This is a genomic window from Methylophilus sp. QUAN, assembly GCF_015354445.1.
Classification (GTDB): domain Bacteria; phylum Pseudomonadota; class Gammaproteobacteria; order Burkholderiales; family Methylophilaceae; genus Methylophilus.
In genome coordinates, this window is the sequence record NZ_JADKYT010000001.1 from 1,193,517 (window position 1) to 1,212,077 (window position 18,561).

The 18,561-nt window shown below is 51.0% G+C and carries 14 protein-coding genes; 6 read left to right on the plus strand and 8 right to left on the minus strand.

Going from position 1 to position 18,561, the window contains the following annotated elements:
• Positions 1–10: 10 nt before the first annotated feature.
• Positions 11–865 (minus strand): SDR family oxidoreductase, encoded by an 855-nt coding sequence (locus INP79_RS05865; protein WP_194753308.1) that lies wholly within the window; start codon positions 863–865, stop codon positions 11–13.
• A 263-nt stretch (positions 866–1,128) separates the two neighbouring features.
• On the opposite strand from INP79_RS05865, the gene hrpA reads away from it, so the two are divergent.
• The 5 genes from hrpA (at position 1,129) to INP79_RS05890 (ending at position 10,248) form a co-directional block, all read left to right on the plus strand.
• On the plus strand, positions 1,129–5,139 hold the full coding sequence (gene hrpA, locus INP79_RS05870) for an ATP-dependent RNA helicase HrpA (RefSeq protein ID WP_194753883.1): 4,011 nt from the start codon (positions 1,129–1,131) through the stop codon (positions 5,137–5,139).
• 35 nt (positions 5,140–5,174) lie between these two features.
• Complete coding sequence (locus INP79_RS05875; RefSeq protein WP_194753309.1) at positions 5,175–6,089, plus strand: hypothetical protein; 915 nt, start codon at positions 5,175–5,177, stop codon at positions 6,087–6,089.
• A 12-nt stretch (positions 6,090–6,101) separates the two neighbouring features.
• Positions 6,102–7,619 carry a DUF4118 domain-containing protein gene (locus INP79_RS05880; RefSeq protein ID WP_228519729.1) on the plus strand — a complete coding sequence of 506 codons (1,518 nt, stop codon included), beginning with the start codon at positions 6,102–6,104 and terminating at the stop codon, positions 7,617–7,619.
• Positions 7,616–8,290 carry a winged helix-turn-helix domain-containing protein gene (locus INP79_RS05885; protein WP_194753310.1) on the plus strand — a complete coding sequence of 225 codons (675 nt, stop codon included), beginning with the start codon at positions 7,616–7,618 and terminating at the stop codon, positions 8,288–8,290. The genes INP79_RS05880 and INP79_RS05885 overlap by 4 nt, the downstream gene beginning before the upstream one ends.
• A 77-nt stretch (positions 8,291–8,367) precedes the next feature.
• Positions 8,368–10,248: a potassium transporter Kup gene (locus INP79_RS05890; protein WP_194753311.1), complete on the plus strand. Its 1,881-nt coding sequence runs from the start codon at positions 8,368–8,370 to the stop codon at positions 10,246–10,248.
• 115 nt (positions 10,249–10,363) lie between these two features.
• Here INP79_RS05890 and INP79_RS05895 read toward each other — a convergent pair whose 3' ends face one another.
• The 7 genes from INP79_RS05895 to INP79_RS05925 all read right to left on the minus strand — a co-directional run bounded on the left by INP79_RS05895 (position 10,364) and on the right by INP79_RS05925 (position 17,264).
• A complete protein-coding gene (locus tag INP79_RS05895) occupies positions 10,364–12,874 on the minus strand; it encodes a methyl-accepting chemotaxis protein (protein WP_194753312.1) in 2,511 nt (836 codons plus the stop codon).
• A 226-nt stretch (positions 12,875–13,100) separates the two neighbouring features.
• Positions 13,101–13,637, minus strand: a complete 537-nt coding sequence (locus INP79_RS05900) for a TIGR00645 family protein (protein WP_370583233.1) — start codon at positions 13,635–13,637, stop codon at positions 13,101–13,103.
• A gap of 156 nt (positions 13,638–13,793) precedes the next feature.
• Positions 13,794–14,831: a GTP-binding protein gene (locus INP79_RS05905; protein WP_194753314.1), complete on the minus strand. Its 1,038-nt coding sequence runs from the start codon at positions 14,829–14,831 to the stop codon at positions 13,794–13,796.
• A 125-nt stretch (positions 14,832–14,956) separates the two neighbouring features.
• Positions 14,957–15,943: an FRG domain-containing protein gene (locus tag INP79_RS05910; protein ID WP_194753315.1), complete on the minus strand. Its 987-nt coding sequence runs from the start codon at positions 15,941–15,943 to the stop codon at positions 14,957–14,959.
• Between the two features lie 46 nt (positions 15,944–15,989).
• Positions 15,990–16,394: a type II toxin-antitoxin system VapC family toxin gene (locus INP79_RS05915; protein ID WP_194753316.1), complete on the minus strand. Its 405-nt coding sequence runs from the start codon at positions 16,392–16,394 to the stop codon at positions 15,990–15,992.
• The gene (locus INP79_RS05920) at positions 16,391–16,663 is read right to left on the minus strand and encodes an antitoxin (protein WP_194753317.1); all 273 of its coding nucleotides are present in this window, start codon (positions 16,661–16,663) and stop codon (positions 16,391–16,393) included. Before INP79_RS05920 ends, INP79_RS05915 begins: the two co-directional genes overlap by 4 nt.
• 82 nt (positions 16,664–16,745) lie before the next feature.
• The gene (locus INP79_RS05925; RefSeq protein WP_194753318.1) at positions 16,746–17,264 is read right to left on the minus strand and encodes a MarR family winged helix-turn-helix transcriptional regulator; all 519 of its coding nucleotides are present in this window, start codon (positions 17,262–17,264) and stop codon (positions 16,746–16,748) included.
• A 106-nt stretch (positions 17,265–17,370) separates the two neighbouring features.
• On the opposite strand from INP79_RS05925, the gene INP79_RS05930 reads away from it, so the two are divergent.
• Positions 17,371–18,543 carry an MFS transporter gene (locus tag INP79_RS05930; RefSeq protein ID WP_228519730.1) on the plus strand — a complete coding sequence of 391 codons (1,173 nt, stop codon included), beginning with the start codon at positions 17,371–17,373 and terminating at the stop codon, positions 18,541–18,543.
• The last annotated feature ends 18 nt before the right edge of the window (positions 18,544–18,561 follow it).

Genomic DNA, 18,561 nt, shown 5'->3' on the forward strand with positions numbered 1-18,561 from the left:
ACTTTCAATACTACTTGAATTGAAACATGCGTTCTATTAGGTCTGCCCACTGGGGAGGTGAGTAATCAAACGCTTGGTTAAAGCGATCTGCATTTAGTGATCGATCTATGATGAGTTCTTCAGAGGGCGTAATTGCAATTTTTTTACCGTAAGTATGTGCAACGAGTTTCAACAATTCGAACTTATTGATCGGTTCAGATGCAACATGATAGAGGCCATACAGGTGAGGGTTTGGCAGGACTTTGTCACGAATGATTGTGGCAAGCTCTACCGTAGGTAGACCTGAGAAAATTGCGCGTGTGTAACCTTTTGCTGTATCTTTCTGAGCAATAAACCAGTCAACTAAACTTCTATGTCCATTCAGTTCATGGCCAATAATGGATGTTCTAAGGGTGATCGTATGCCGCTCCGTGACCTCTCCCAAGAGTTTCGAGCGACCGTATAAATCATCTGCATCAGGAAAGTCTGACTCCAAATATCTTCCCTTGGCACCTGAAAAAACACAGTCCGTGCTGATATGAACTAGCCTTGCGCCATTTATTTTACAAAGCTGTGCAAGTCTGTGCGGTAATAACGCATTGATAGGGATCGCAGACAGTGGATCATTCGCATTCGCCAATTGTTTGACAAGGCCAATGCAGTTAACTACAACGTTGGGTTTAATGGAGGCATATATATTGACTAGACTGTCATGGTTTTCAACATCAACGCCTGTCAATATTTTTTTTTGTGATTTTGCAGGAAATTTTTGATTGTAATTTCCACTTCTTGCAGTGCCAAATACCTCAAGGTCTGGATTTTCAGAGAGAACGCGAAACATTGCATTCCCTAGCATCCCAGTGATTCCAAGGACTAAAACTTTCATGATGTTTCTATCGTGAGTATTGTGAATTTCTTAATTTTTAGTTTTGAGCCATTAAATTATTATTGCATCAATGCTTTATTAAATTAACTTAACAGCAAAGGAGATAATTGTATCATTTTTTTAAATCTGGTTTATGAAAATCAATGCTGGTTGCCAGAGTGTTTTTAATGGTAGATCTTATGCCATGTTAAAATCTACCTTCTATGATAACCGCCTCTCCTGTACAACTCATTGCCCAGCTTGAAAAACAACTTGCCCAGTGCATGCTGGCAGATCGCTTTCCGCTTAAACGCCGTTTGCAGCAGTTGCGCGATGCCTTGAAACAAAACAAGCCGGTTGATAAAGCGCTGGTTGATATTGCCCATAAAGTCCAGGCATCCCAGCAGCGTTTGCAAGCCAGATTAGCCGCATTACCCAAGCCACAATATCCTGAAGAGTTGCCCGTTAGCGGCAAAAAAGACGAGATTGCAGCGGCGATTGCCAAGCATCAGGTGGTGATTGTCTGTGGTGAAACAGGCTCTGGTAAAACGACGCAGTTACCCAAGATTTGCCTGGAGTTGGGCCGTGGTGTTAGTGGCTTGATTGGCCACACGCAGCCGAGGCGAATTGCCGCGCGGTCGGTGGCGTCACGTATTGCGCAGGAGTTGAATAGCCCGCTGGGTGAAGCGGTGGGTTACAAGGTGCGCTTTAATGACAAATTGTCCGAGAGCAGTTACGTTAAGCTGATGACGGACGGCATTCTGTTGGCGGAGACGCAAAGCGATAAATTCCTCAATGGCTATGACACCATCATTATTGATGAGGCGCATGAGCGCAGCCTGAATATTGATTTCCTGTTGGGTTATCTCAAGCAGCTGTTACCAAAACGGCCGGATTTGAAAATCATCGTCACCTCGGCGACGATTGATGCGGATCGATTCTCTAACCATTTCAATGGTGCGCCGGTGATTGAAGTGTCTGGCCGCACTTATCCTGTTGAAATCCGTTACCGCCCGCTGGGCAATAAAACCACGATGGTGGCGGTAGAGGTGCCGGTGGATGACGGGCTGGACGATATAGACCGTTTTGCGCAGGACCTCATGGGCATCAAGCGTAAGCCGCCGCGTACAGAAACACGCTGGCTGGAAGAAGATGACGAAGAAGAGGTGATGGAGGATGCCATCCTCGATACGGCTGAGGATTTGTTGCGTTTAGGCGATGGCGATATTCTGGTGTTCCTGCCTGGTGAGCGTGAAATCCGTGATACGGCTGACCATTTACGTAAATATCAGGGCCGTTCGCCCAAGTTGAAATCGATTGAGATTTTGCCGCTGTTTGCGCGGCTGAGTATTGAAGACCAGCAAAAAATTTTCCGCCCAGGTGGTCAGCGCCGCATCGTGCTGGCGACCAACGTCGCAGAGACGTCGCTGACGGTGCCAGGCATTAAGTATGTGATTGATGCCGGTTTGGCGCGCGTGAACCGCTACAGCCCACGTGCCAAGGTCGAGCAGTTGCAGATTGAGAAGATCTCACAGGCGGCCGCCAAGCAGCGGGCAGGGCGTTGCGGCCGCGTGTCCAACGGTATCTGTGTGCGCTTGTACTCAGAAGAAGATTTTAACCAGCGTCCGGCGTTTACTGACCCTGAAATCTTGCGTAGCTCACTCGCCAGCGTGATTTTGCGCATGGCCGATTTGCGCTTGGGCGATGTGGCCGAGTTCCCATTTATTGAGGCGCCTTCGTCACGCCTGATTAGCGATGGCTACCAGTTGCTGCAAGAGCTGGGTGCGGTGACCGAGCGCCGAGAAATCACCGAGCTGGGCCGCCAGATGGCGCGCTTGCCATTGGACCCACGTGTCGCGCGCATGATTATTGCGGCGAAAAAAGAAAGCTGTTTGCGCGAAATCCTGATTATTGCCAGTGTGCTCAGCATGCAGGATCCACGCGAGCGCCCCATGGACAAGCGCGAAGCGGCAGATAGTGCCCATGCCAAGTTCAAAGCCGATGATTCCGACTTTATGAGTTATCTCAAGCTGTGGGAGTGGTATGAGCAGGCGTTAAAAACCAAAAAATCCAACCGCGATTTGCTCAACCAGTGCCATCAAAACTTCCTGTCCTTTTTGCGCCTGAAAGAGTGGCGCGAGTTGCATGCGCAGTTGCTGGATATGGTCGAAGAAATGGACTTTAAACGCAGTGATAAGGAAGCCAGTTATGAGCAAGTACATCGCGCATTGCTATCCGGTTTGCTGGGCAATATCGGCTTTAAGGATGGCGACAGTGAGACCTATGCTGGCGCGCGCGGTATCCGCTTTACCATTGCACCGGGCTCGGCACTGAAGAAAAACCGTCCTAAATGGGTGATGGCGGCCGAGCTGGTGGATACCACCAAGTTGTATGCGCGCGTTGTTGCAAAAATTGACCCGGATTGGATAGAGCCGATTGCCAATGAAGGCGGTAGCCGTGACCTGACGCAAAGCGACTATACCGACCCGCGCTGGGATAGAAAAACCGCACAAGTGGTGGCGTGGGAGCGCGTGAGTTTATATGGGCTGACCATAGTACCTAAGCGCCGTGTGCATTACGGGCCGATCAATCCGACCGAAGCGCGCGCGATTTTTATCCGCGAAGCGTTGGCGAATATGGAATTCGATACGCGCGCGCCATTTTTTGAAGCGAATCGCCGCTTGATCGCCGAAGTTGAGGCCTTGGAACACAAGGCGCGCCGCCAGGATGTGTTGGTGGATGAGTACCAGTTGTTTGTGTTTTACGACAAAGTGGTGCCACAGATTGCGGAGCCTGGTCATCAACAGCCTTACCGCATTTATAACGGTGCCGCGTTTGAAAAATGGCGCCAGGATGCGGAAAAAGTAAATCCAAAAGTGCTGCATCTCACGCGCGAGTCACTGATGCGCCATGGTGCCAGTGCGATTACCGAGGTGCAATTCCCCGAGCAAATGACCATCGATGGCGAGACGGTGCCGCTCAAATACCGTTTTGAGCCAGGCCATGTGCTGGATGGTGTGACAGCGACGATTCCGTTAGCCTTGCTGAACCAGCTGGACGCCACGGTGACCGAATGGCTGGTGCCCGGCATGGTGCGTGACAAGGTGACCGCGCTGATTAAAGCCTTACCCAAGACGCTGCGCCGCGTGTGTGTGCCGGTGCCGGAGTTTGTGACCGGGTTTCTGGAAGCAAAAAATGCGCAGCAGTCATTGTTGCCCGCACTGGCTGAGTTTATTCAACACAAGACCGGACTCAAGTTGAAGCCGGAAGAGTTTGACCTGGCTGGCCTGGATCCGCATCATTTAATGAATTTTAGCGTCGTCGACGAAAAAGGCCGTGAATTGGGCATGGGCCGGGACTGGCACCTGCTTAAAAAACAACTGGGCTCGGCGGCACAACTGACATTCCGGACAGGTTCGCCCGGCATTGAAAAATCTGGCCTCAAACAATGGGATTTTGGCGATTTGCCGCAAACGCTCACCTTTAGCAAAGATGGCCGCCAGCTGACAGGCTACCCTGGTCTTGAAGACAATAGCGATAGCGTCGCCATCAAGCTATTTGATACACCGGAAGCGGCAGCGGTTTCGCACCGCAAAGGCGTGTGTCGCCTCATGCGTTTTGAGCTGAAAGAGCAAATCAAGCAACTCGAAAAAGGTCTGCCGGGCTTTAACCAGTATGCCTTGTTGTTACGCGCCATCATGAACCCGGATCAGTTACGCGAAGATATGCTGCAATGTATTGCTGATCGTGCGTTTATTGCCGAGGATGACTTGCCGCGTACCAATGCTGCTTTTATGCAACTCAAGGCACGGGCCCGCACGCGCTTGCCTGCCGTGACCGAAGCATTAACGCGACAGGCGCAACTGATTGCCAACGAATATCAAACGCTGGCGACACAGTTGCAAAAAATGACACCGGTGACGCAAAAAATCAAACGGGAATGTGAACAGCAATTGCAAGGCATGCTGTATCACGGCTTTTTCAGCCAGACGCCATGGGAGCAATTACCGCATCTGCCGCGCTACCTCAAGGCGATTAAAATGCGCATTGATAAATATCCCACCAGTATCGAGCGCGATGGCCGCCATGCGCAGGCACTGATACAACTAGAGCAGCGCTGGCAGCAAAAGGTCGAGCAGTTGCGCAAGGCGCATTTGCCTGTAACGAGCCAGTTACAAGACTTTACGTGGCAGTTGCAAGAGTTACGTGTATCATTATTTGCGCAGGAATTAAGGACGCCTTATCCTGTCTCAATCAAACGTCTTGAAAAACTCTGGCTAGAAATACAATCGTGATGCGTGACGTCCGCTATTTTTAATTCATTCAGTTGATGCAGCCTTCTCCTTTTGAACCCTTTAGTACGCCAAACTGGCTAAAGCCCAAGCAACGCGATCGTGTGTTGCATATTCCGGCACGCCTGATGTGGGCAGTGCTGCTGTCGTTGCTGTTTCATGCGGTTCTGTTCTGGGGATTTTTGCTCGACTTGCTCAAACCGCTCGAAGAGCCTGCGCAAGAGCCGTTGAATATTGTGCTGGATCTTGGGGTGCCTGCGCCTAAAACACCTAAAGTGTCGCCACCGCCAGAAATGCCACCGGAGCCACCGCCGCAGCCGCAGCCAAGGCCTAAACAACAGCCCAAGGCTGAGCCAAAGTTACCGAAAAAAGTCATTCAATCACAACGGCCAGATAGCCCGTTCAAATTGCCCGAGCCTAAGCCACAAAATAGGCCTGAGCCAACACCGCCTATGCCACCGCCGCCGGTGGAGGACTTTTCGAGTATGATCAAGCGCAGGCAGTCGGACCGTAATTCGGACGAAATGGCCGCCAAGCAGATCAACGATGCCGCTGCTGCCGCTGAGCGTGGCCCGTCAGAAGACGAGCGCCGTACTAAAAACATCATGAACAACCTCAAGTTTGGCACTAACGGTTTGTTCCAGATTCGTCGCATGGACCCGTTTACTGCCACCTTCAGCTTTAAGGGCTGGGTCAATGACTATACCTCGGCCAATACGCAGTATTACGATGTTGAAGCACGCAATGGCGAGGATATTCGCCTGGTGATGATGCGCCGTATGATTGCGATTATCCGCGAACACTACAACGGTGATTTTGACTGGATATCCAACCGCTTGGGACGTACGGTATCACTGTCTGCACGTCCTGCAGACAATGCGTTCCTCGAAGACTTCTTGATGAAGGAATTCTTCGGGCCCAATTATAAAAACCTGGATGTGTACGGGCGCTAGCCAGGCGCAACGATGATGCCAGGTGACTTCGATCATCCGCTGTTGACGAAACGGCCACCCTGGCAAAGCTATTTAGTCCTGATGGCTAGCCTGGCCTTGGTTTCAGGCATGGGCGTGTATTATTTTGCTGCACTGGGTGTGGCCGTTATTACGCTGCTGTACCTGTTGTGTGTGCTGTGGGCGGCTTATTTCCTGCGCTTTTCCCAGGCCTTGCTGACAGCGGTCGTCGCTGTTTTACTCATCAATTACTTTTTTATCGAGCCGCGTTATACCTTTGGGATCGCCAGCCTGCAATCCTGGCTGATGTTGTCAGTATTTGCGGCGCTGGCGCTGATGGTGAGCCGTGCCATGCAGCAACTCAAGCAGCAAAGGCAACAGGCACAACAGGCAGCCTTACAGTCACGTTTTTTCCAGTCATTGGCCGAGTTGCTGGCCATGCAGTCCAGTGTTGAGGGTTTGTTGCAAGCCGCCTGCCAGCATGTGCAAGACGTGTTTGGTTGGCAGGTTAGCGTGGTGCAGTTGTCCGATGCCAATGCATTAAACTGTTTGGCGGGGGCGCCGGTGCCTATGCTTGAAGCCTCCAGTGTGCAATGGGCGCTGGATTATCAACGCGCCATCGGGGCGGGCACCGCAGACTGGCCTGAACTGGATGCTTGCCTGCTGCCGTTTGGTTTTCCGCAACGTGAAGTGCTGGTAGTCGCTCGCCATGCCACGCCTGACCTGCATTTTTTACGCTTGCTGACGCATCAAATTGCACAGGCGACGATGAAGCTACGTCAACAAGTCGCGCTGGCACAGGCGGCACGCGATGCCAGTGAAGCTAACTTCAAAAAGACACTGCTTACCGCGTTATCACACGATATGCGCACACCGCTGACTGCCATCCTCGGCGCAGCCAATGTGCTGGCAGATACACAGATTGCGCTGGCGCCAGCGCAGTCTGCACAATTGCTGCATAGCATACAAGCTGAAGCCAGCTACTTAACGCAGGCCACGGAAAATATCCTGACGCTGGTGAAACTGGATGCCGGTAGCAGCAGCTTGCACCTGGACTGGGAATCCCCCCAAGAAATCATGCAGCATGTCGCACAGCGCTATTTACAACGCACGCCAGCGGTGTTGTTGCAAGTGACATTGCCAGCGGCCGATTTACAGCAAGAAATACTGTTTAAAGCAGATGCGGTATTGGTGGCGCATTCGCTGGCCAACCTGATTGATAACGCCTTGCAATGGCGCGAGCCGGGCACCGCCATTGAAATCGCCATGCATATTGCATCATCTTCATTGGCATTGACTGTGCGTAATCAGGGGCCGGGTTTCCCCCCAGGCTTTGTGATTTTCGCGTTTGAGTCACCAAAGCCTGCCGCCGCAGGCACGCGTGGTTTTGGGCTGGGTTTATCTATTGTGGATACTGTGATGCAACTGCATGGCGGTCAAGTACAGATAGGCACCAGTGCCGACCAGCGCACTGAAGTGCGCCTGCTGTTCCCCTTTGTTTATGCCGCAGACTTGATCAAGGCCGACGCATGAGCCAGCAGGTCACTTTATTATTGGTCGAAGACGACCCGGGCGTGTACCAATTCCTGTTACCTGCATTGTCTGCGCACGGCTATCGCGTGCAACATGCACGGGACCTCGCGCAAGCGCGTGAGGCCAGCGGCTTTGCCATGGCCATTCTCGACCTGGGTTTGCCAGACGGGCAGGGCGAGCAGTTTATCCCGCAGCTGCGTGCTTATTCGGATGTGCCTATCCTGGTGTTATCTGCCCGCCAGGATGAACTGGATAAAGTGCATTGCCTGAACCTGGGCGCAGATGACTACCTGATGAAACCATTTGGCTTGCAGGAGCTGTTGGCGAGGATACAGGTGGCCTTGCGGCGCACGGCCATGATGCAGATGCGTGATCACGTTTATCAGCATCAGTCATTAGTGATTAACCGTGCCAGCGGCCTGGTGACCAAACATGGAGAGCAGTTGCATTTGAGCCCCATAGAGCATGCCTTGCTGATGTTGCTGGCCAGCAAACCCGGCACCATTTTTACCCATAGCCAATTGCTGGCCCAAGTGTGGGGGCCGGATTATATCGACGACACACATTACCTGCGTATCCATATTGGCCGTTTACGCGCCAAGCTGGAAGATCAGCCCTCTGCACCGCAAACCTTACTCACCGAACTCGGCATCGGCTACCGCCTCGCCTAGCCCTTAAATATTTGTTTATGCGATTGATATATCCTTAGCCGCACACTGCCTCCATCAATCAACCACAAGGGGATGTGATGGACAATCTTTCCATACGAAAAAGCAGTTTGGCAGCACTGGCACTGGGGGCGATAGGCGTCGTTTACGGCGATATCGGCACCAGCCCGCTCTATACCGTACAAGTCATTTTCAGCGAGAGCACCGGCGTGCCGCTCAACCAGGCCAATATTCTGGGCGCGATCTCGTCTATTTTCTGGCTGCTGATGTTTGTGGTGACGTTTAAATATGTGCTGCTGGTGTTACGCGCGCACAACAAAGGCGAAGGCGGTGTGATGGCCTTGCTGTCACTGGCGGTGTCCAGTTTGCGGCCGCAAGATAAGCGCACTGGTGGTTTGTTATTACTGGGCGTGCTCGGCGCTGCCTTGTTTTATGGTGATAGCGTGCTCACGCCCGCCATTTCCGTGCTGTCCGCGGTCGAAGGCCTACAAGTGGCTTCTCCTGCACTGGCCGCGCAGATTCTGCCGATTACGATCGGTATCCTGATCAGCCTGTTCTGGTTTCAGCGGCATGGCACACATGCCGTTGGCCGATTTTTTGGCCCGATTGTGATCGTCTGGTTTCTGGCGCTGGCGGCGATAGGCGTGTGGCAAATTGCACAAGCGCCACAAGTGTTGCAGGCACTCAATCCGCAATACGCCTGGCAGTTCTTACAGGCGCGTGGTGCTGGTGTATTTATCGCCATCGGTGCGATATTGCTGGCGGTGACCGGCGCCGAGGCGCTGTATGCCGACATGGGCCACTTTGGCCGCCGCGCGATACAGCTGGCCTGGCTGGGGCTGGTATTCCCCTGTTTGGCATTAAATTACCTGGGGCAGGGCGCGTTGCTGCTGCAACATCCTGAGGCGGTCAGCAATCCGTTCTATTTATCGTTCCCGCAACCTTTGCTCATCCCTGCCGTGATTCTGGCCACACTGGCGACCATTATTGCTTCGCAAGCGGTGATTTCCGGCGCATTCTCCATGACGCGCCAGGCAATTCAATTAGGCTTTTTGCCGCGCATGCGCATTATCCATACCTCTGCCAGCGAGTCCGGCCAGATTTATATCCCAGCTGTGAATTGGGCGTTGTTGCTGGCAGTGATCATCGTCTGTCTGGCGTTCCAAAGCTCGTCGGCGCTGGCGTCTGCCTATGGGATTGCCGTCACCGGCACCATGTTCATCACGACTGTTTTGCTGTTTGTTGTCATGCGTCATCGCTGGCAGTTTCCGGCCTGGTTGGCCTGGCTGGTGACCGGCGCCTTGGGCGTGGTGGATGCCGTATTATTTAGCTCAGCCTCCATGAAGTTTTTGCAGGGTGGCTGGTTTCCGATTGCGTTGAGCATACTGCTGATTGTGCTGATGACCACCTGGAAAAAAGGCCGCTATACACTGCTGAATAGCATGGCTGAGACAGATCCCAAACTGGCGCCATTGCTCGCTACGCTTGCCAGCAGCACACTGCCACAGGTGCAGAGAACGGCGGTCTATATGGTATCTAACCTCGACACAGTGCCACAGGCCTTGATGCATAACCTCAAGCATAACCAGGTGCTACATCAGCGTAACTTATTTGTGAATGTGTCGTTTGAAGACGTGCCATTTATGAATACCGCTGAACGTGTCACTACCAAACGCCTGGCCGATGGTTTTTGGCAAGTGCAATTGCGCTACGGTTTTATGCAGCATGCCGATATTCCGCAAGCCTTGTTGCAACTGGATTTGGATGGGCAAAAACTGGATCCGTTTACCAACTCCTACTTCCTGAGCCGCGATATCATCGTGCCAGATGTCGGTGGCGCCATGCCACGCTGGCGTGATCAGTTGTTTTCCGTGATGTCACGCAATGCCAGCAGTGCGGTAGAGTACTTTAATATTCCGGCTAATAGCGTCATTGAACTGGGCAGCCGGGTGCAACTATAACCCTGTCTTCGCTGCAAAATAAAACCCGCCTATATGCGGGTTTTATTTTTGGATAAGGTTTTATGATCGGTCTAGGTTTTTTAATCAAGCCCAGTTTTCTAACCAGGCATGATGACTAGTAGTCGTGTGTACCAGTTCTGGCCGGTTGATAGCTTGCCGTGCCGTATGATGAGCCGCCTGCCGTATCAAGCAAACGATACTGGCTGACAGTGCTTTGCAACGTTTCTGCCTGGTTCAGCAGCGACATCGCCGCAGCGGCCGCTTCTTCAACCAGCGCTGCATTCTGTTGCGTCACTTCGTCCATCTGTGACACTGCCAGGTTGATTTGCTCAATGCCGCTACTTTGTTCAACAGAGGCGACGGTAATTTCACCAATCAGTTGTGAAAACTTGCTGATCACGCTGACAAGTTCTTCCATTGTGCCACTGGCCTGCTCCACAAACTGTGAGCCGTTGGCCACTTTTTCGGCAGAGTCGTTAATCAACACCTTGATTTCCTTGGCCGCGCTGGCAGAGCGTTGTGCTAGGTTGCGCACTTCGCTAGCAACCACGGCAAAGCCACGGCCTTGTTCACCAGCACGTGCCGCTTCCACCGCAGCATTCAATGCCAGAATGTTAGTCTGGAAGGCAATACCGTCAATCACCGAAATAATCTCTTCAATACGTGCCGAGCTTTCAGTAATTTCACTCATGGTCGCCACTACTTTGCCAAACACTTCACCGCCTTTGGTGGCAATGTCGTTGGCCTGGTCGGTCATGCCATGCGCCAGTTTGGCATTTTCGGCATTGTTTTTCACATTGGTCGCAATTTGCTCCATGCTGGAAGCGGTTTCTTCCAGTGAGCTGGCCTGCTCTTCGGTACGCTCAGACAAGTGGTTATTGCCCAGTGATATTTCTGAAGCGGCCGAATTAATCGTTTCGCCAGCGACTTGTATCGCCGACAAAATGCCGTTCATGGTATCGACAATTTCGTTAACACCTTCACACAGCTGCTTGATTTCGCCTTGCTTGTTATTGGTGGCTATGCGCTGAGTCAGGTCATGTGCCTTGGTGGCGGCAACCACATCTGCCGTCTCGTGCACCGCCTGCTTCATGGCCAGTGCTTCAGCCACTTTAGCGCTGATGTCTGTGGCATATTTCACCACTTTAAACGGCTTGCCTTCGTCATTAAAAATCGGGTTGTAGCTAGCTTGCAGCCAGATTTCCTTGCCGCCTTTGCCAACGCGCTGGTATTGACCTTCATCTGCGTCGCCACGGCCTAATTTATCCCAAAACTGTTTGTATTCGGCACTACTCTTATAAGCGCTTTCTACAAACATTGAGTGATGTTGGCCGATGATTTCCTGCTTGCTGTAACCAGTGACCGCCGCAAAGTTATCGTTGACGGCAGTGACTTTGCCGGTGAGGTCAAATTCAATCACGCCCATCACTTTGCTAATGGCGCTGATCTGGCCTGCAAAGTCAGCGTTCCTGAGTTTTTCGGCGGTGATGTCGGTAGCATATTTCACTACTTTGAACGGTTTGCCTTCGTCATCAAAAATAGGGTTATAGCTGGCTTGCAACCAGATTTCCTTGCTCGCCTTGCCTACGCGCTTGTACTGACCTTCGTCAGGTTCACCACGGCCCAATTTATCCCAAAATTTCTTGTAGTCAGGGCTGTTTTTATAAGCGGTTTCGACAAACATTGAGTGGTGTTGGCCGATGATTTCCTGCTTGCTATAACCAGTGACCGCCGCAAAGTTATCATTGACGTCGGTGATCTTGCCCGTGAGGTCAAATTCAATCACGCCCATCACTTTGCTAATGGCGCTGATCTGCCCTGCAAAATCCGCATTTCTGCGCTTTTCAGAGGTAATGTCGGTGGCATATTTGACGATTTTGAACGGTTTGCCCTCATCATCAAAAATAGGGTTGTAGCTGGCTTGTAACCAGATTTCCCGGCCACCTTTACCGACACGTTTATACTGTCCTTCATCCGCGATGCCCTGGCCCAGTTTCTCCCAAAACTGTTTATAGGCCGGGCTGTTCTTATAAGAGGCTTCGACAAACATCTGGTGATGCTGGCCGATGATTTCCTGCTTGCTGTAACCAGTGACCGCCGCAAAGTTGTCATTGACGTCGGTGATCTTGCCCGTGAGGTCAAATTCAATCACGCCCATCACTTTGCTAATGGCGCTGATTTGCCCGGCAGAGTCTGCATTTCTGCGTTTGTCAGCCGTGATATCGGTCGCATATTTCACAATTTTGAATGCTTTACCGTTGGCATCAAAAATCGGGTTGTAGCTGGCTTGTAGCCAGATTTCCTTGCCGCCTTTGCCTACGCGTTTGTATTGGCCTTCGTCAGGTTCGCCGCGGCCCAGTTTGGCCCAAAAGTCTTTGTATGCTGCGCTTTGCTTATGTGCCGCATCGACAAACATGCTGTGGTGCTGGCCAACGATTTCCTGTTTGCTATAACCGGTGACAGCTGCGAAGTTGTCATTGACTGAAATAATCTTGCCCGTGAGGTCAAACTCAATCACGCCCATGACTTTGCTAATGGCCTGTATTTGCCCAAGCAGGTCGGTTTGAGGCTGAGATTGTGCTGGTGAAGCGGTTTTCTTGAATGTATTCAGTAGTGCCAGGCGCATGGTTTTTCTCCGGGTACTGCAACAATTAAATAGGTATCGCGACAATGATATTCCTGCATTAAACCAACATTGTCGCCAATATAATTGATGAAAGAAAACAGTGTTTTAGGGCCATTTCTTGAATAAGCGACCTTGATCAACCTTTTATTACGAAGATGGTTGATTACAACCAGTGCATCGGCAATAAAAAACCCGCCAATGGCGGGTTTTTTATAAATGAGATGACCTAGTGGTCGCTGCCATGCCCGGCAATTTTATCCATCCAGGCAAACAACACACCGGTGATGATAAACGTCAGGTGGATACCCACCAGCCACGCCATTTGCTCGGTGCTGAACGAAGCCGTGCCTGAGCTCTGGTGCACAAAGGCTTTCAGCAGGTCGATGGCAGAAATCGCGACGATAGAACCAATCAGCTTGAGCTTCAGGCCAGAGTAATCCACTTTACCCATCCACTCCGGGCGGTCTTCGCTATCCGCCGTGTCGATGCGCGACACAAAGTTTTCATAGCCACTGAAAATCACCATAATCAGCAAATTACCAACCAGGGTGATATCTACCAGCGCGAGCAATGAAAGCACGGTTTCCTGCTCTGAGAAACTCGCCAAATGCGCAGCAATATGAATAAACTCCTGACCAAATTTCACCAGCAGAATCACCAGTCCGCCAACCAGCCCTAGATACATAGGTGCCATTAGCCAACGGCTTTTAAAAATTAAACCTTCTAAAATTTTTTCTAAATAATGACCCATATCAATTCCCATTTAATACAACTTTTATTGCCTATACCAAACCCAAATAAATATTCGAGCGGGATGAAGTGCAAGGCACCCGGAGCGCAGAAACCGCAATGTACACAAAGTACATGAGGATTTAGAGCACCGCGTAACGCCGCAATTCGCCCGCGCAGTTATTTATTTTTAGAACTGTGTGAGCATGTCGCGCACAGCTTGCTCATCAATCCCTTTGCCAATAATCACAATCCGGCTAATCGGTTCTTCTTCGTCCCACCCCTCAAGCAGCGTAGGCGGGTAGGGTGTGAAATGCACCGCGTGTATCGCCAGTGGCGCAGGCGCGTCTTCCACGTGCAAAATACCTTTTAAACGCAGCAATTTTTCACCGTGCGTCTGGCACAGTTTAAGAATCACACCTTTAAAGTCCGACCACGTCATCGGCTTGGGCAAGTAGACGGTAAATGTGTTCACATCATCATGCGCAGGCGCTTTGGGCAAAGTGCCTTTCTTGCCCGCGCTAAAACCGCTGGCAGGCGCTCGCAACCAGCGCTGCGGATTAGCCTGCTTGCTGGCAAAGTCAAACAGCCCGACGTCAATAATCTGCATCGGGTCGATGTCGCCATGCGACACAAACTGCTGCGTTGCATTCGGGTTAATCTCACTCAGCTTGGCCTGCAATGCTTCAATTTGCTCAGGTGTGGCCGTGTCAGACTTGGTAATCAGCAACACATCTGCGACGGCAGCTTGCTTAAGCGCCTCTTTCTGCTCTGCAATCTGATGCAAGCCGTAAGCCGCATCAATCGTCACTACCACCGCATCTAGGCGATACACCGATTCAATCACCGGCTCATTCATCAGGTTGGCTAAAATCGGGCCAGGGTCGGCCATGCCGGTGGTTTCAATCACCAGGCGGTTAAACTCAGGCACTGCCTGCAAACTGCGCTTAAAAAACAAATCGCGCATGGTGTCTGCCAGCTCATTTTTGAGCGAGCAGCACAAACAGCCAGAGCTCAACAACACCGTGTTGTCGGCAATATGCTCGCTCTCAATCGTTTGCGAAATCTGGCTATTAGCAAAAATCTGGTCCAAGCCTGCTTCACCGAGTTCGTTAATGATCACGGCAGTGTCTTTCATTGCCGGGTTATGTAGCAGCTTGTTGAGCAGGGTAGTTTTGCCGCTGCCCAAAAAACCTGTGAGCAGCGTGACGGGGATACGTTTATCCATAACAATTCTAATAAAACGAGTGTGGCGGTATTTTAACGCGGATGATTGTAGGGAGTGCTAAGTGTTTCGACTTATATGGAGGTGCAGGAGCAAATCGCAAGGGATTGGGAAATTATTGTCTTCTATTAGATTGGTACTCGACGAATGGCGCGAGCTCTGGCTTTGACGTCTTGCAGCATTTTTTTGCGCCATTCAATATCGGCAAGAAGTAAAGATACCTTCTCATCTGTTAATAATCTTCTGTAGTTATTTAATGTCGTTATCTTCGTCAGTTCTTTACGTATTGCTTTTAAATGTCTGATCCGAATTCCATGAGGGTCATTTGAGAACGACTCCAATGCTTTTTCGATAAGATCGGCAGGAATCTCTCGGCATGCAAGGATTTCCAAAGCAACGTCAGCTAGTGGGGCAGGTGGAAACAATCTCTCTCCTCCAGAAAACATCTCAAGAAAGTATTCGCCGATATGTCTTTCATGATTAAACTGCATCAGTTTGACATCGGGCCAACCATCAAAAGCATGGCACAACGGAAGCTCAGTAACCCAAGCACATTGTTCTGTTGGCCTTGGTAAAGCCTGAGGGCCTAATGGAAAGTAATTACTAATTTCTAAGGGGTGTACTCGATAGATGATTCCCGTTCCTGAGGTGACTGGTTGCCAGCCACTCTTAGTTTCGTAGCAAGTAGCGAAAAATGCGCTTACATTGAAGTCATCTGTAAGATCAAGATATCCAGTTGGTATGCCATAGTGCTGTGCAAGTGCAATTCGATCAAGTTCTAGTTTTTGATTGGCAGCATGGGGTGTAATTGGGTGATGATCAAGCTCTCGGGAGAACCACCGCGACTGAGCAAGTCTAAGTACAATTTTAGCTTGATCAGAAATAGTATATTTCCATAATTCCCCTGTATCTTGAGAGCTCATTCCCCTAGAGATAGAAGGCAACATCGGCACGTAGCGTTTATTTTGCCCACGATACAAACTTTGAACAGCAAACGGGATTGCTCCTCCGTAATCTCCTTCGGAATACCAATACCAGCTTTCTTCTCGTCTAGACCGATGATCAACAAAGTCTTTCGAAATTTGAAGAAGTATTGATGCAGGTACTATTTGCATAGATGTTTTGGTGATGTTTTGGGGTCAGAGTAAAAGTTAAATCCCTCTATCTCTCCAGCCAATTTTCAACCTTAAGGCTGCGAATACGACTAAATTCCCGCAGATTGTCCGATACCAGCGTTAGGTTCAAAGTATGAGCCTGTGCGGCGATCAATAAGTCATTCATACCTATCGTTTGACCTGCGGCTTCCAGTTCGGCTCGGATGCTTCCATACTCGGCATCCGCTGGGATTTCTAGCGGTAGTACCGGGATGGTTGCAAGGAGGTTCTCGACTTTTTGTGTGAGTTTGGGTGATTGTTTTTTTGTACAACCATAGCGCAACTCTGCGGCGACGATGATGCTGGTAAATATATCCTTGGTGTCGATTTGCTCAATATGACGGGCGGCTGCTCCTGAGGGGTTGCGGATCAGGTCACTGATGATGTTGGTGTCCAGCAGGTAGCCACTCAAAATATGTCCTCTGGCTTGGTATGCATATCGTCAATAGTTGGGAATTGATCTTCTGGTGCTAGTGGTGGTTCTTTACGCCATTCGGCCAGTAGATCGGCGAGGTTGGTGGGTCGCAGTACCGGTTCAATAATCAGCTTGTCGCCTTCACGGTGAATCAGAACGCGATCACCCGGTAGCTCAAACTCAACCGGAATGCGCACAGCCTGGCTGCGGTTGTTACGAAACAGCTTTACTTCTTTATGAGGTGAGGTTTTGGATAAACTAGGCATGGCATAGGCTCCTTTTGCATATACAAGTAGTATATGCAAAATTATGAGCGCGTCAATCTTTTCAACTTTCCTGTTTTATTGATTAGGTTGTGGGCCTATCAATCCCCACGTCGAGTACTGATAGCAGCATCACCAAGTGTTTATCTAATTGTTTACGCGATTCAGCAGGTAATAAATCGAGTATGGCTTGCTCATTGGCAATATGGGCTTCCACGGCTTGATTGATCAGGTTTAGCCCCGCGTCGGTCAGTTGCACCAGCATGCTGCGCAGGTCTTCATTACTTTGCACGCGCTCTACCAGCCCCACCTTTTCCAGCCGTTGTAGCCTGTGCGTCATGGTGCCTGAAGTGACCATTAAAGAAGAATAGAGCGCAGTAGGGGCCAGGCTGTAAGGGTGGCCCGCTCGCCTTAAGGTCGCTAGCACATCAAATTCCCAACTGGTCATGCCAAAGCGTTCAAAGGTCTCATCTAGCTTGCGCCTGAGCAGCATTTCGCAGCGCGCGAGGCGGCCAATCAAGCCCATGGGGCTTGGGTCGAGGTCGGGGCGTTCGCGTCGCCATTGGTTCATGATGTGGTCGACGGCATCTTCTTTTTTGCTCATGTTTGCTCCTGCATTTATCTTGACTTCAAGATAAATTAACCGTAGTCTGAATATATCTTGAACTCAAGATATATGTGATATTAACCTACTGTGGGAGACGTGTGTGATGAAAGCAGGGCGATGGTGGCTGATGGTTGCAATTCTGTTAGTCGCCGTCAATTTACGCCCGGCGATGGCGGCACTTGGCCCGTTGCTGGATTTGATTCAGCAAGGCACTGGCCTGGGTGCGACAGGCGCCGGTTTGCTGACCACATTGCCTGTATTTTTGATGGGCGTGGGCGCGTTGTTGTCGCAGTCTTTACGTCAAAAACTGGGTGAGGTGAACGGTATTACCTTAGGGGTAATATTGATTATGCTGGCTTGTGCCGCTCGCGGTTATTGGGATTCTGCGTTGGCGATGTTAGCCAGTGCTGCAGTGGTTGGGGTGGGGGTTGCGCTGGTGCAGGCATTATTGCCCGGCTTGATCAAAGGGCACTTTGGGGCGTCCACGGGCCGTATGATGGGTTTGTATACTACCGGCATTATGGGCGGGGCTGCTGTGGCCGCCGCAAGTGCCGCCCGGCTGAATGAAACACTGGGTTGGCAGCACACATTGGCCTGGTGGGCGTTGCCAGCAGTGTTGGCATTGATTGTCTGGATCACTGCTACGGCACCGCGTAAACGGCCAGCAGTCATTCAAACGCAGCAGGCACACATGCAGTTTTGGCGCTATAGCAGGGCCTGGGCGCTGATGCTGTTTTTCGGCATTGGTACCGGCGTATATACACTGATTCTTGCCTGGTTGCCACCGTTCTATGTAGAGCTCGGCCAGAGCCGCCAGTTAGCCGGAGATATATTGGCGGGTTTGACATTAACCGAGGTGATTGCGGGAGTGATTGTTTCAGCCATGGTGAGTAAATATCATGATCGCCGCCCATTGCTCTTTACCGCCTTGGGTTGCACGCTGGCCGGGTTGGCGGTGATGATAGTGGCACCTATCAGCATGGCATTCGCGGCCATGGTGTTGCTAGGCTTGGGTGTTGGGGCGTTATTTCCGCTGTCATTGATTTTGGCGATGGATCATTTGGATGATCCCAGGTTTTCTGGCGACCTGGCGGCTTTTGTGCAAGGTGGCGGTTATATGATCGCCAGTTTAATGCCATTTTTGGCGGGTTGGGTGAAGCGCGAATTTACGCACTTGTCGTGGGCATGGATGGGCGTATTTTTGGCCGTGTTTCTTATCACTTTGCTTGCTGCACGATTCTCCCCGGCAAGTTATCACAAGGCATTTGCTGGCTAATGCGTTGCGGCTCACACT